Here is a 14401-nt window from a genome sequence, read left to right on the forward strand (position 1 = left end):
CAAATGCCCATATACGATGGATTCAGGCCAAAAGCATAGAGGAGGGCCGTGTGCGGATCGCTGTCTACGCATTCGATGACGTCACGATGTTTCATCTGGCGGTTCCGCAGATGGTTTTCGACGAGGTCACGCGGCAAGGCCTGGCTGAGTGGACCACAGTGCTCTTCTCAGACGAGGCTGGCCATATTCGAACCACCGAGGGCTATCAACTAGGGGAAATCCAAGGCCCGGATGCCGCAGAGCAGGCAGACGTCGTGGTGGTGCCGTCGTGGTTCGCGGACGGACGTGAAACCAGCGAGGCTCTACGCAAGATCCTTCAACAGGCTCACGAGCGCGGCGTAACTATCCTGGGGCTTTGCCTTGGCACGATCCCCGTCGCGGATGCCGGCCTCCTCAGCGGACGTTCTGCCGTCACACATTGGCAGGCCTTTGACACCCTCGCCAACCGGCACCCAGATGTCTTCCTCGATCAAAGAGTGCTCTACATCGATCACGGAGACGTGTTGACTTCCGCGGGGACAGCATCCGGACTGGATGCTTGCCTCCACCTGGTTCGGGGCCGGCTGGGGGCGGAGGCAGCGAACCGAATTGCGCGCAGCCTGGTCATCGCTCCACACCGTGAGGGCGGACAGGCGCAGTACATTGAGCACCCCCTTCCACCTCGCTCCTCGGATGATCCTATGGCGCGCCTGCTGGAGTGGGCCTTGGGCCGACTCGGCGAGGACCTCAGCATCGATCGCCTCGCAGCCCAGGCCCACATGAGTCGCCGAACCTTCGTCCGCACTTTCCGTGCGTCAACAGGAACGACACCGTCGGCATGGATCCGCACACGACGACTCGATGCTGCCCGGCGATTACTGGAAACCACAGACTTGTCCGTAGATCAGATTGCGGCTGACTGCGGATTTGGCAGCCCCGTGACGCTCCGACAGAACTTCGCCAGCGCGTTTGCCATCACACCCACCGAATACAGACGCACCTTTGACGCTCAGTCAGCGCCCGCCTGAAACGTAAGATGAGACCCAAGACCTGTCTGCCATATATTTCTCCGGGAGCCCCCTAAAGTGCCAAAGATTGTGGACCACGATCAACGACGCCTCGAACTGGTGGACGCTACCTGGCGGATCATTGCAAGGCTGGGCATTGAAGGCGCCACCATGCGGGAAATCGCCGAAGAAGCCGGCTTTGCCAACGGCGCCCTTAAGCCCTACTTTCCCACGAAGGATCTGCTGCTGACGTCAGCTTTCGGGCACGTTTTCAACCGCACCAACCAGCGCATTGCCGCCGTGACGTCTGGTCTGGCCGGCATCGCTGCCCTCCGCGCCTTCTGCGCCGAAGTCCTGCCACTGGACGAGGAACGCGTCAACGAAGCCCGCATCGTTATCCCGTTTTGGCAGAAGGCACTCAACGACGCAGAGATGGCGGCCTTGCACAGCGAGTCGATGAACCAGTGGCACAACACCATCGCTGCCCATTCGGCAGCAGCCCGCGCGGCTGGCGAGATTGCCGCCCCCATTGGGGACGCCGCCGTCGCCGATCATCTGCTCAACATGATGCTGGGCGCCCAGATCGTGGCGGCACTTTCCCCCGCAGAGCACTTTGCCCAGGACCTTGAAGGGCAACTGGACAACTATCTGAGGTTGCTGGCTGGCTAACTAACTGGTGGCGCCTGATGCCACCACGCCGACGCCCAGTCCGGCGATAACCCCGCTGCTGACACGCTCGACGACGGTACTCACGTTGGGGCGCTTGAGCCACCGCATCGCCTTGAACGCCACCACTGCGATCATCGAGAGGTAGGCAAAGGCAATGACGGCAACCACGATGCCCAGGATGAGTGACGTGCCCATGGTGTCGCCGCCGTGCGGGATGAACTGCGGGACCACAGCCAGGTAGAACAGGCCCACCTTGGGGTTGAGCAGGGTGGAAAGGGCTCCTGCCCCCAGTGCCGCGAGCCGGCTGTACGGGAGGGGCGCCTCCTCAGATGGTCCGCCTGCCGTGGCAGCTTTACGGGACTTGATGAACGAAGAAACGCCGAGGTACAGCAAGTACAGGCCGCCCGCGATCTTCAGCCATCGGAAGAGCTCAGCCGACTGTTCCAACAGCGCGGCCAATCCGATGCCCACCAAAGCAGCCCACACAATTGCGGCACCTGCCGATCCTGCCGCCGCAGCGATTCCGGCGCTGGGCCGGTTCAGGGCAATACGCAGGACCAGGAACGTATCCGGGCCCGGGGTCACGGAAAGGACCAGGCAGAGACCGGCGAAGGCGGCGAGGGAAGCAAGAGTCACCCGCCAAATTATCCGGCACGCAGGGGCCCGCTGGAAAGCGTTCGCTTCCCGTCAAGGGCTGTTCGTGCATAGACAAGGCAACCGCCCGTGACGCCCACCACACTGGAAACATCGCCGCGTGCCTCACTGGCCGCCAAGACTTACTACCCGAGCGGAGTACCAATGGAGACTTACGACGCCCTCCTGGCCTCGATCACCCCGGCCCCCGGCCAGAACAGCCGCACGATTCTTGACCCCGCAACGGGTGAGGCTGTCGGTGAAGCCCCCGTCCACACTGTTGAAGATCTTGACGCCGCTGTTGCGGCTGCCGCAGCTGCACAGCCGGCCTGGGCTGCCTTGGGCCACGACGCGCGCTCCGCTGCGCTCATGAAGGCCGCCGACGCCGTCGAACGCTCTGCTGAAGAGCTCGCCCAGCTGCTCTCCCGCGAGCAAGGCAAGCCGCTGAATGGCCCGAACGCCCGCTTCGAAGTCGGCGCTTGCGCCGCCTGGCTCCGTGCCACGGCCGCCACGCCGCTGGACCCTGAAACCGTGGTGGACGATGGCGAAACCCACGCCGAACTGCACTACCGGCCCATCGGCGTCGTGGGCGCGATCGGCCCCTGGAACTGGCCCATGATGATCACGGTGTGGCAGATCGCCCCTGCCCTCCGGATGGGCAACGCAGTGGTGGTCAAGCCCTCCGAATACACTCCGCTGTCCGTGCTGGCATTGGCCACAATCATCAACCAGGAACTGCCCGAGGGTTTGCTGTCGGTGGTGTCCGGTGGCCGCGACGTCGGCGCCCGGCTGGCTGAACATCCGGCCATTGGCAAGGTCATGTTCACCGGCTCCACCGCCACAGGCAAGGCGATCATCCGTTCCTCGGCGGATACGGTCAAGCGCCTCACGCTGGAACTCGGCGGCAACGACGCCGGCATCGTCCTCCCGGACGCTGACCCGAAAGCTATTGCTGAAGGGTTGTTCTGGGGTGCGTTCATCAACACCGGCCAGACCTGCGCCGCGCTGAAGCGCCTCTACGTCCACGACTCGCTGTACGAGGCAGTGTGCACGGAACTGGCAGCTGTTGCTGCTTCGATGCCGATGGGCAACGGCCTGGACGAGAACAACGTCCTTGGCCCGCTGCAGAACCGCCAGCAGTACGACATCGTGGCCCGTCTGGTGGAGGCTGCCCGCGCATCCGGTGCACGCGTCCTCCTCGGTGGCAACCCCGACGCCGATCAGCCCGGCAACTTCTACCCCACGACCCTGGTGGCCGACATCGACAACGACAACCCGCTGGTGGCCGAGGAACAGTTCGGCCCTGCCCTGCCGATCATCCGGTACAGCACCGTTGACGAGGCCGTCGCCAAGGCAAACGCGCTCGACGTCGGACTGGGCGCCTCAGTCTGGTCCTCCGACGTGGCTGCCGCCCGCGAGGTTGCCTCCCGTATCCAAGCCGGAACCGTATGGATCAACAAGCACGGCGCAGTGGACCCCCGCATCCCGTTCGGTGGCGCAAAGCAGTCCGGCTATGGCTTGGAGTTCGGCGCGGAAGGCCTCAAGGCCCTGGGTGTTCCGCAGATCATCAACGGCTAGTCCCGGCCCGTGGCCCAACTGGGGGACAGATAACGTCGCTCTGAACCGTCATAGCGCCGTTATCTGTCCCCTAGTTGGGTTTGAGGGTGCTCCGCGTGAAAGCATGAGCACCATGGCCCAGAAGATTGCGTATCAAGGTGAACCGGGAGCCAATTCGGATCTCGCGTGCAAGGAAATGTTCCCCGAACTCGAAAGCGTGCCGTGTGCCAGCTTTGAGGACGCGTTTGAACTGGTTTCCACGGGCGAAGTCGAGCTGGCGATGATCCCGATTGAGAACTCCATCGCCGGACGCGTGGCTGACATTCACGTGCTGCTCCCGCAGTCCAAGCTGCAAATCGTGGGCGAGTATTTCCTGCCAATCCGGTTCGACCTCTTGGGCATTCCAGGCAGCACGATTGAAGGCGCAACCGAGGTTCACAGCCATATCCATGCTTTGGGGCAGTGCCGCAAGATCATCCGTGAAGCAGGCCTCAAGCCAGTTATCGCCGGAGACACGGCGGGATCAGCCAGGGAAGTGCGCGACTGGAACGATCCCCGCAAGCTTTCCCTCGCTCCTCCATTGGCCGCAGGCTTGTACGGTCTGGATGTCCTGGCCTCCGGCGTCGAGGATGACCCCACCAACACCACTCGCTTTGTGGTTCTGGCGCGGGAACGCGAAATCCCTACCAAAGAGGAGCTCCCGGGTCCCGCGATCACGAGCTTCGTGTTCCGTGTGCGCAACGTCCCCTCAGCGCTCTACAAAGCGTTGGGCGGTTTTGCGACCAACGGCCTGAACATGACCAGGCTTGAGAGCTACATGGTGGGCAACGAGTTCGCGGCCACCATGTTCATCTCCGACGTCGAAGGGCATCCTGGGGACGCACGTCTCCGCCGGGCGCTGGAGGAGCTGGAATTCTTCACCACGGAAGTGCGGATTCTGGGCGTCTACGCCGCCGACGGTTATCGCGAACGGAACACCGTCAACGCCTAGCTGCTAATTCCCGGAGCGGCCGTGCGCGAGTCCAGTCGGGAAGCCGAGGAAAGCTGGTTCGGGCAAAGCACAGCAGCCCGACTCCGCTTCTTCGTTGATGGCCTCGATCGGAACATCGCAGCTGGTTCCGGCGTCCGTGGAGCAGACTCCGGTTTCCGGCAATTCCAGATGCACCAAGTCCGCTGCTTGGTGGTCACCAGCCAGTGCAGCAGCGACGGAACGGACCTGCTCATAGCCCGTGGCCAGCAGGAAGGTCGGGGCACGGCCATAGGACTTCATGCCTACGATGTAGAAGTCTTTTTCCGGATGTGCCAACACCCTGGCACCGTGTGGAGGGACAGTGCCGCAGGAGTGGAATTCGGGGTCAATCAGTGGGCCGAGTTCAGTGGGTGCTTCAACGGCAGGATCGAGGTTGAGGCGGAGTTCGCGCAGGATCTCCAGATCCGGGCGGAAGCCGGTGCAGGGAACGATGACATCGACATCCAGCGTGCGTCCGTCAACGGATTCAACGCTCACTCCGGAATCGAGCGTTTTCAGGCCAACTATGCCGAAACGTGTGTGCAGTTGGATGTTGCCGGTTTGGACGAGCCTGCGGAGCCTCGCGCCGAGCTGGCCCCGGGCGGGCAGTCCATCGGCGTCTCCGCCACCGTACACCTTCTCTGCGGAGCCGCTTCGCACGGCCCACAGGATCCGGGTGTTGGGTTCGTCCTTGGCGAGGTCGGCCACATTGATCAGGGTGTTCGCAGCCGAGTGTCCAGCGCCCACGACGAGGACGCGACGGCCGGCAAAGCTGGTCCGGTCCCGCCCCGTGACGTCAGGAAGGGGCGAGGATATGCGGTCCGCCGCCGTGTCTTCGCCAATGGCGGGCAGACCTGAGGTGCCCAGTGGGTTACGGGTTGACCACGTTCCGGAGGCGTCGATGACGGCAGCCACTACGTGATCGCGCGTTTCGCCGTCTGCGTGCTCCACCCTCACCAGGAAAGGAGTGGTGTCCCGGTCACGGACGTGGGTCTTATCCAGTCCTACGCGGGTAACTGCGATAACGCGGGCGCCAGTCTGCAACCGAGACGCCATGACGGGCATAGCTGCCAGCGGGGTGAGGTAGTTGTCGATGAGTTCCCGGCCATAAGGCAGTGCCGTGGGGCGGGGAGATTCCCAGCCTGATTGTTCCAAGAGGCGGACGGCGGCGGCATCGATGTTGAACCGCCAAGGCGAGAAGAGCCGGATGTGGCGCCATTGTTCGATGGCGGCACCTGCAGCAGGTCCAGCTTCAAAGATGACTGGCTCGAGGCCACGTTCGAGCAAGTGCGCTGCTGCGGCCAAACCGACCGGGCCGGCACCGATCACCGCGACGGGAAGCTTCTTCGCTGGCTCCATGGTGTCCTCTTTCATCGTTGAAGATCCTCAGGCGCTTAAAGATCCTCAGGCGTGGGTGGGTTCTTCCACCAGTGCCGTAGCTATGCTGTCTGCGTCCTCAAGTGCCGCCAGAAATCGTTCAGCATCCAGCGCTGCAGCACACCCCGTTCCGGCGGCGGTGATCGCCTGGCGGTACCGGTGATCCACTGCATCCCCGCATGCGAAGACCCCGGAGAGATTGGTGCAGGTGGTGGGCGAATCGACTTTGATGTAACCCTCGGCGTCGAGGTCTACCTGCCCGGCGACAAGTTCGGTGCGGGGCAAATGACCGATGGCAACGAAGATCCCTGTGGCAGCCTGTTCCCGGGTTTCTCCAGTGCGGGTATCAGTGAGAGTCACTCCGGTGACTTTGGTGTCGCCGTGGATCTTGGTGACGGCGGAGTTCCAGGCGAAGCTGATCTTGGGATTGTCCTTGGCGCGCTGGGCCATGATGCGCGAAGCACGAAGTTCGTCCTTCCGGACCACGACAGTGACGGACTTGCCGAAACGTGTCAGGAACGTGGCTTCTTCCATGGCAGAGTCTCCACCGCCGACCACGATGATGTCCTGCTCCCGGAAGAAGAAACCGTCGCACGTGGCGCACCAGGATACGCCGTGCCCGCTGAGCTTTTTCTCCTCCGGCAGTCCGAGTTCTTTGTAGGCCGAGCCAGTAGCGAGGATGACAGCGGGCGCTTCGTGCGTCTCCCCCGCGCCGGTGACCACCCGCTTGAGGTGATGTTTCAGATCGACTTCTGTGACGTCGTCGAACACGATGCGGGCGCCGAACTTCTCGGCCTGCTCCTGGAGTCCGTCCATCAACTCGGGACCCTGGATACCGGCGGGGAAGCCGGGGAAGTTTTCGACCTCGGTGGTATTCATCAAAGCGCCACCCGCAGTGACCGAACCGGCCAGGACGAGCGGTTTGAGCCCTGCCCGGGCGGCGTAGATGGCCGCGGTGTAGCCAGCCGGACCCGAGCCGATGATGATCAGTTGTTCGGCGCTGATGTCATTACTCACGAGAATCTCTCCTATGGGGGAAGCCGGATTACCTGGAGGCAGGGATGAGGGAGTCGATCAGGCCCTCGATACGTGTCTTTATTTCATCCCGAATAGGCCGGACCGCGTCAACACCCTGGCCAGCTGGGTCTTCCAGGACCCAGTCTTCATACCGCTTGCCAGGGAAGTACGGGCATTCGTCGCCGCAGCCCATGGTGATGACGACGTCGGATTCCTTGACGGCTTCGGTGGTGAGTACCTTGGGGATTTCGGCCGACATGTCGATGCCCAGCTCGGCCATGGCCTCGACGGCGGCCGGGTTGACCTTGTCGGCGGGCTGGGAACCGGCGGAGCGGACCTCGATCTCGCCCTTGGCAAGAGTGGTCAGGAACGCGGCAGCCATCTGGGATCGGCCGGCATTGTGGACGCAGACGAACAGGACGGAGGGCTTCTTGCTGGTTTCAGTGGTGGTCATGCTTCTCCTCCAAGGGTGGGGCAGCGATCATCGCGGGGGTGAAATAGCGCTTGCGCGCCCAGAGGGCTACATACACAAGTGCAACAAGGACGGGCACTTCAATCAAGGGCCCAACGACGCCGGCAAGTGCCTGACCCGACGTGACCCCGAAAGTGCCAATGGCCACTGCGATGGCCAATTCAAAGTTATTGCCGGCGGCAGTGAAGGCGAGTGTGACGGTTTTGGCGTAACCGAGGTTCAGCCATTTGCCTATCGCGATTCCCGCCCCGAACACCACGAGGAAGTAGACCAGCAGTGGCAGCGCGATCCGGAGGACATCCAGGGGCCGGGCCATGATGGTTCCACCCTGCATGGCGAAAAGCAGCGTGATGGTGAACAACAACCCGTACAGCGCCCAGGGCCCGATCCTTGGAAGCATGTGGCCCTCGTACCAGTCGCGGCCCTTCGCCCGTTCACCCAGCCCCCGGGTGAGGAAGCCAGCTAGCAGTGGAATGCCCAGGAAGACCACTACCGATGCCGTGATCGCCAAGAAAGAGAAGTTCGCGCTGGTGGTGGGCAGGCCCAGGAGTGCCGGAAGCCACTGGAGGTAGAACCAGCCAAGGCCTCCGAATGCGATCACTTGGAACACCGAGTTAACGAATACCAGCACGGCGCCGGATTCGCGATCACCGCAAGCGAGATCGTTCCAGATCATCACCATGGCGATACAGCGGGCCAAGCCGACGATGATGAGTCCTGTGCGGTATTCGGGCAGGTCAGGAAGGAAAATCCATGCCAACGCGAACATGAATGCTGGGGCCAAAAACCAGTTGATAACCAAGGAAGTAACCATCAGCCGACGATCCGTCAGCACGCTGCCTGCTTGGTCGTATCGCACTTTCGCTAGAACCGGATACATCATGACCAATAGCCCAACGGCAATTGGCAAGGACACCTCGCCAACTTTCACCGCTTCCAACCACGAATTGAGGCCCGGGACGAGACCTCCCAAAAGCAGGCCGAGCGCCATGGCGGCGATGATCCACACCGGCAGCAAACGGTCCACTGCCGAAAGCCGTCCTACGACGGCGGCGCCGCCCTCAGGCTTACGGGCTGCGGTCTGCGTCGACGTGCTCACTAGGCTCCTGGAATTCTGCCCGGCAACAGCCAAGGCATTAGATTGATGAAGTTCGATATAAGTATCAGCATCCATATCGATGATTGTCAATCTATGTGCATAATGGGTGTATGGACTCCCCGCAAACCCTTCAGCTGCTACACGCGGACGAACTCCCAGCTGTGGATAGGCCGGCAAGTACTGGCGATGAAGCTTGCTGCGAGCCTTCAGCCCAGCCCTCCCTCGATGCTTATGAAGCCCAGGTCCGCGCCTCTGTGTTTAAGGCACTCGCTGATCCCAACCGGCTCCGCCTGTTGTCCATCGTCAAAAGCGCACACGGCGGCGAAGCGTGCGTCTGCGATCTCACCGAGCCCCTGGACCTCGGCCAGCCGACGGTCTCACATCATTTGAAGATCTTGGTGGATGCCGGCCTTCTGCACCGCGAAAAGCGGGGCACATGGGCGTACTACTCCTTGGTCCCGGGTGCCATTGAGCGGACTTCCGGCCTGCTGGAGACCCTGTGAGAAGCGAGACAACAGGGGCAAGGGAGACGACACCCAACATCCCGTCAATGCGCAACAGCGAGGTCCGGATCCGCAAAATGACCCCGCCCGATTGGCCGGTGGTCCGGGAGATCTTCACTGAAGGCATCGAGTCCGGGAACGCCACGTTCGAGCCCGCTGCTCCTGAGTGGGAGCAATTCGACGCTACAAGGCTCAAGGATCACCGGCTGGTCGCGGAAGCAGAAGGCCGGATCCTCGGTTGGGCAGCCGTATCAGCCATCTCCTCGCGTGCAGCGTATGCGGGCGTCGTGGAGCATTCCATTTATGTGGCCGGGGAAGCCCGTGGTTTAGGTGTAGGCAAGGCCCTTCTCCGCGCCCTGATCACATCCACGGAAGAAGCAGGAATCTGGACGATCCAGGCCAGCGTCTTTCCCGAGAATGAAGCGAGCCTCCGGCTGCACGTCGCGGAGGGCTTTACGGTTGTCGGCCGACGGAATCGAATCGCACGAATGCCTCTTGGCCCACTCGCGGGACAATGGCGCGACACCATAATGATCGAAAGACGCTCCGCGACTGTCTGAAACCGCCACTGTCTGAAACCGGAAGTGTCTGCGAAAAGGGAGAGCCATGGCTATGAGCGAGTTTCCGCAGCTTGGCTCTGCGAGCGCGGACCGCACGGTGCTGGGCAGCAAAGCAGCCACTCTTTCCGAACTCACGGCAGAGGGTTTCAAGGTGCCAGCGGGGTTCGTCGTCACATCGGAGGCGGTGGGGCAGGTCGGCAACAGTCTCCCCGGCGCTCTGAAAGTCGCTGCCGGCAGGATAGGCCCGGGGCCGTACGCTGTCAGGTCCTCTTCCGCCGCCGAGGACCTCGCCGGCGCTTCTTATGCAGGTCTCTACGAAACCTTTCTGAACGTTGAGCAGGATGACCTCGAGCATGCTGTGCGGCAATGCTTGGCTTCGGCAGGAGAACATAGAGTTGCAGCGTATGAGTCTGCGCTCGGAGCAGCGGACCCCAGCGATGCGGCAAGCCATTCCATGGCGGTACTCGTTCAGCAGATGGTTCAGCCCCATGCCGCAGGCGTTGCCTTTACTGCCAACCCATTGACAGGCGACGCCGAAGAAACCATTGTCACCGGAGTCGCCGGTCTTGGGGAGTCGCTGGTGTCGGGTGAAGCAGTCGGAGAGCAATGGACAGTCCGCGCAAGCGGGATCAAGTGCAACAGGGACGGCAACATCCTCACCTCGGACCAAGCACAGCAAGTAGCAGCGCTAGCCCGTCGGATCCAGGACCGAGCCGGGGTGCCGCAAGACATCGAGTGGGCGCTGGACCATGACGGTGCGCTATTCCTCCTTCAGGCCCGCCCCATGACGGCGCTTCCCACGCCAGCAGTGTGGACAGCTCCGGGCGAAGGCCTATGGGCAAGGAACTTCAGGCTCGGTGAATGGCTTCCAGATCCCATGACGCCCCTGTTCGAGGACTGGCTTCTGCGCCGGATCGAGTCCGGGTATCTCGACGGCATGGAAGACGATATTCAGGTGCGGGTGCCGTTTCGTTATGGCTCCGTCAATGGCTGGTACTACAACGCCCCGCCGATTCCGTCCCCACGGATTGTGGCGCCGTTGATAATTCGAAGCCGTGGTCGTCTGCCGTGGTTCCTTTTCAACGTCCTTCTCCGGGTCTCCCACAATCCGGCTGCGGCACACCGGGCTGTTCTCCATGCGCTGGAGTTGAAATGGCGCCACCAGCTGCTGCCGGAATATCGGGAACTCGTGCGCAGTGCCGAGCAGGAAGTGGACACCGCATCCCCGGCAAAGCTCATCGAGCTTGTGGATGCTATCGCCCGACATGCGGGAATCTACCTGTGGTCACTGGCCGTGGTGGGCGGATCTGCTTGGAAAATCGAAGGGGCCCTGGCCAGTTTCTGGAAAAAGCACCTGGCCGCTCCCATGGGCGACAAACCCGCCGGGCTGCTCGGTCATCAGGCACTCCTCCGCGGCCTCAGCGGCAGCACTGGCCTCAGCGACGGGACGACGACACCTCCGGACTCGGCCGTTTACTCCCTCGACTGGTACCACCCGACCTTCGGCGAGGCCGGCATCCGCAACCAAGAAGCGGATTCAACCACCGCAGGAAAGGATGCGCTTGACGCACAACGAAAGGCAGCCGAAGCCGCGGCGAGGGAAGTGCTGCTTGATAGTCCCAGGGCCTTGACCCGCTTTGATTCCCTCCTGACGATGGCCCAGTACTACGCCGCCCTACGGGAAGAACAGTCCCTTTACCTCACCTTGGGATGGCCGGTCTTGCGTCGTTGCGCCCAACGGCTGGGAGAAAACCTCGCCACCGCAGGAGCCATCGAGGACCCGCAGGACATCCATTTCCTCCACCTGAGTGAGGTGATGAACGCCTCGACGGACCAAAGCGAGCTGGTAGGAAACCGCCGCGCAACCTGGCAGATGCAACGGCGGCTGGACGCACCACTCATTATTGGCGAACCGGGCAGGTTCGGAGCTGATCCGGTGGCAAGCGCAGTTGACGCAGCCAGGACAACCCACGAGATACCCGCCGGTGCAATCGTCGGCCACCCGGCCAGCACTGGACGCGCCACGGGCAGGGTGCGGGTTATGTCAGACCTGGAGGAATTCGACAGCTTCCTCGATGGCGAGATTCTCGTAGCGCGATCCACCGCACCAGCATGGACGCCCCTTTTCGCTCGGGCCGCCGCGGTGGTCACTGACGGCGGAACCCTCGCCGCGCACGCGTCGCTGGTTGCCCGGGAGTACGGCATACCTGCAGTCGTGGGAACCGGCAACGCCACCAAGCTGCTCAAGACGGGCCAACGAGTCACCGTGGACGGAGGCGCGGGCTACGTCGTCGTGGACGAATGATTAACTGCCGCCATCGGCTCCTCCTCACGGCGACGCGTAAGCGCATGAGGCTGACGGCCAAGCTTCCGTGGCCACCAAATCCGGTCTCCGATGTCGTACGCGAGTGCGGGCACCAGTAGAGAGCGGACCAGAATCGTGTCCAACAGCACCCCGAAGGCCACGATGAACGCCAACTGCACCAGGAACATGATGGGAATGACTCCGAGCGCGGCAAAGGTAGCGGCCAACACAACACCCGCGGACGTAATTACTCCACCCGTTACGCCCAAGCCCCGCAGGATTCCAGGCCGTGTCCCGTGCTTCAGCGATTCCTCGCGCACCCTGCTCATCAGGAATATGTTGTAGTCCACACCCAATGCCACCAGGAACACGAAGCCGAAGAGGGGAACTGTGGCATCGGCGCCCGAGAAACCGAAGACCCCGTTGAAGACCCACGCTGAAACACCCATGGCTGCCGCATAGGACAGGACCACGGACAACACCAGCAGTACAGGCGCCACAACAGAGCGCAGCAGGAGAATCAGTATGAAAAGGATGACCACCAGGACGATGGGGATGATGACCACCAAGTCGCGCTGCGCGGTGGTGTTGGTGTCCAGCGCAGTGGCAGTGACCCCACCTACCAAGGCGCCGGCGTCGACCTCTTTGACCGCCACCCGCAATGACTTCACCGTTTCTTCTGCCTCCATCGAGTCGGCGGCAGAGTCGAGCGTCGCATTGATTAGCACCTTGCCCTCACGAACGGCAGGATCGGCCGGAGTCCCCGGAGCGCCGGTGATGGGCACATTTCCGTCGGCCAGGAGATAGGCGTCACCCACACCGTCGGCAGCTTTGACCTTGTCCAGCACTTCCTGCACGGCATCTTCGGAGGCGACCACGACGGCGGGGCTGCCGCTGCCGGCGTCGAAATGCCGCGCCAGCGCGTCCTGGCCGTCCACGGCGTCGGAGGCCGAGAGGATAACGTCCGTTTGAGGGACGCCGTTGGCCTTCAACTGCAGGACGCCTGCTGAGGCCACCAGGAGCAGCAGAACTGAAACCACCCATACGGTGCGCGGCCGGCGGGAAACCAGGGAAGCAGTTGCGCGCCACAGACCCTTTTGCCCCTCAAGTCCAGTAACCAGCTCGGGTTCGCGTTCGTCGTCGGGCAGGAGCTTAGGACGGAAGGGCCAGAAGGCTGCGCGGCCCAACAGTGCCATGAGCGCCGGCAGGAGGGTGAGCGCGGCGAAGAGCGAGCAAAGGATTCCGGCAGCTGCCACAGGGCCCAGCGCCTTGTTGGAGTTCAGGTCGGAGAAGAGCAGGCAAAGCAGGGCGATGATGACGGTCGCGCCGGACGCGAGGATCGGCTCGAAGGAGGCCTTCCATGCCGTGAGTACTGCCCTCGTACGGTTAGTGGTGTGGGTCAGGGCCTCGCGGAATCGGGCCACATACAGCAGCGCATAGTCGGTGGCCGCGCCAATCACCAGGATGGACAGGATGCCTTGGCTCTGGCCGTTCAGCTGGATCCAGCCCAGTTTGGCCATCGCGAACACCAGGAGAATGGCCGCGCAAAGCGCAAAAACCGATGTCAGGAGGACCGCCAGTGGCAGCACGAGTGAGCGGTACACGAGCAGCAAAATGACAAACACGGCGCCGAGCGCGACGAGGAGGAGGATGCCGTCGATGCCACCGAACGCGTTCACGAGATCAGCGGTCAGGCCCGCGGGACCCGTGACAAACGCTCGCATTCCCTCCGGGGCACCCGGCTGAACGACGTCCCGGAGCTCCTGGATCTTGTCGCGCAGTTCATCCGAAGACGCTATTGGCACAATGAATTGGACCGCTTTGCCGTCCTCCGAGGGAAGAGGCCCGACGACGGTGTCCCCCAGTTTGAGTGCCTCAATGTCGGCTTTCAGCTGGGCTGCTTCGCTGAGCTGGGCCGGGCTGAAAGCAGTCCCGTTCTCGACAATGACCACTGCAGGGATCTCCTTGGAGTCCCGGAACTTCGCCTGCCAGTTGCCTGCTTCCGTCGCTTCGGCGCCTGCTGGGAGGAACGAAGCCTGGTCATTGGAGGAGTCCTCGTCCAACCGCCCGAACGTTGGGCCGCCAATGCCGGCAATGCCAAGCCACGTGATGACAAGCGCCACAGGCACCAGCCAACGAAGCCAGAAAGGTACCTTCTGCGGGTTCATGAGTCCTTCTTCCGAGACGTGGGGAAGTCTTTATTCCATCACAGAA

General features: G+C 62.5%; 13 protein-coding genes. 7 read left to right on the forward strand and 6 right to left on the reverse strand.

What is annotated here, in order from left to right:
- The first annotated feature begins 50 nt into the window (after positions 1-50).
- Positions 51-1007 (forward strand): GlxA family transcriptional regulator, encoded by a 957-nt coding sequence (locus tag AC1DD5_RS14620; protein ID WP_477521917.1) that lies wholly within the window; start codon positions 51-53, stop codon positions 1005-1007.
- 57 nt (positions 1008-1064) lie between these two features.
- Positions 1065-1655: a TetR/AcrR family transcriptional regulator gene (locus AC1DD5_RS14625; RefSeq protein ID WP_477521918.1), complete on the forward strand. Its 591-nt coding sequence runs from the start codon at positions 1065-1067 to the stop codon at positions 1653-1655.
- Here the strand turns inward: AC1DD5_RS14625 and AC1DD5_RS14630 are convergent, their stop codons facing one another.
- Positions 1656-2291 (reverse strand): LysE family translocator, encoded by a 636-nt coding sequence (locus AC1DD5_RS14630; protein ID WP_477521919.1) that lies wholly within the window; start codon positions 2289-2291, stop codon positions 1656-1658.
- A 162-nt stretch (positions 2292-2453) separates the two neighbouring features.
- Between AC1DD5_RS14630 and AC1DD5_RS14635 the strand changes: the two genes are divergently transcribed.
- A complete protein-coding gene (locus AC1DD5_RS14635) occupies positions 2454-3866 on the forward strand; it encodes an aldehyde dehydrogenase family protein (RefSeq protein WP_477521994.1) in 1413 nt (470 codons plus the stop codon).
- Between the two features lie 112 nt (positions 3867-3978).
- Complete coding sequence (locus AC1DD5_RS14640; RefSeq protein ID WP_477513993.1) at positions 3979-4836, forward strand: prephenate dehydratase; 858 nt, start codon at positions 3979-3981, stop codon at positions 4834-4836.
- A gap of 3 nt (positions 4837-4839) precedes the next feature.
- Here AC1DD5_RS14640 and AC1DD5_RS14645 read toward each other — a convergent pair whose 3' ends face one another.
- From AC1DD5_RS14645 to arsB, 4 genes are read right to left on the reverse strand one after another with little or no spacing between them, the layout of a single operon-like run.
- The gene (locus AC1DD5_RS14645; RefSeq protein WP_477514083.1) at positions 4840-6213 is read right to left on the reverse strand and encodes an FAD-dependent oxidoreductase; all 1374 of its coding nucleotides are present in this window, start codon (positions 6211-6213) and stop codon (positions 4840-4842) included.
- Positions 6214-6258: 45 nt separating this feature from the next.
- A complete protein-coding gene (trxB, locus tag AC1DD5_RS14650) occupies positions 6259-7236 on the reverse strand; it encodes a thioredoxin-disulfide reductase (protein ID WP_477514084.1) in 978 nt (325 codons plus the stop codon).
- Positions 7237-7276: 40 nt separating this feature from the next.
- Positions 7277-7702 (reverse strand): arsenate reductase ArsC, encoded by a 426-nt coding sequence (locus tag AC1DD5_RS14655; RefSeq protein ID WP_477513994.1) that lies wholly within the window; start codon positions 7700-7702, stop codon positions 7277-7279.
- Positions 7689-8819, reverse strand: a complete 1131-nt coding sequence (gene arsB / locus AC1DD5_RS14660) for an ACR3 family arsenite efflux transporter (protein WP_477513995.1) — start codon at positions 8817-8819, stop codon at positions 7689-7691. Before arsB ends, AC1DD5_RS14655 begins: the two co-directional genes overlap by 14 nt.
- A 110-nt stretch (positions 8820-8929) precedes the next feature.
- Between arsB and AC1DD5_RS14665 the strand changes: the two genes are divergently transcribed.
- From AC1DD5_RS14665 to AC1DD5_RS14675, 3 genes are all read left to right on the forward strand, one after another.
- A complete protein-coding gene (locus AC1DD5_RS14665; RefSeq protein WP_477513996.1) occupies positions 8930-9322 on the forward strand; it encodes an ArsR/SmtB family transcription factor in 393 nt (130 codons plus the stop codon).
- A gap of 77 nt (positions 9323-9399) precedes the next feature.
- Complete coding sequence (locus AC1DD5_RS14670; protein WP_477514085.1) at positions 9400-9882, forward strand: N-acetyltransferase family protein; 483 nt, start codon at positions 9400-9402, stop codon at positions 9880-9882.
- A gap of 52 nt (positions 9883-9934) precedes the next feature.
- Positions 9935-12187, forward strand: a complete 2253-nt coding sequence (locus AC1DD5_RS14675; protein ID WP_477521920.1) for a PEP/pyruvate-binding domain-containing protein — start codon at positions 9935-9937, stop codon at positions 12185-12187.
- Here AC1DD5_RS14675 and AC1DD5_RS14680 read toward each other — a convergent pair.
- Complete coding sequence (locus tag AC1DD5_RS14680) at positions 12166-14355, reverse strand: MMPL family transporter (RefSeq protein ID WP_477521921.1); 2190 nt, start codon at positions 14353-14355, stop codon at positions 12166-12168. The two genes, AC1DD5_RS14675 and AC1DD5_RS14680, sit on opposite strands and share 22 nt — an antisense overlap.
- Between the last annotated feature and the right edge of the window lie 46 nt (positions 14356-14401).

It is taken from the genome of Paenarthrobacter sp. 10L420 (genome assembly GCF_056395385.1).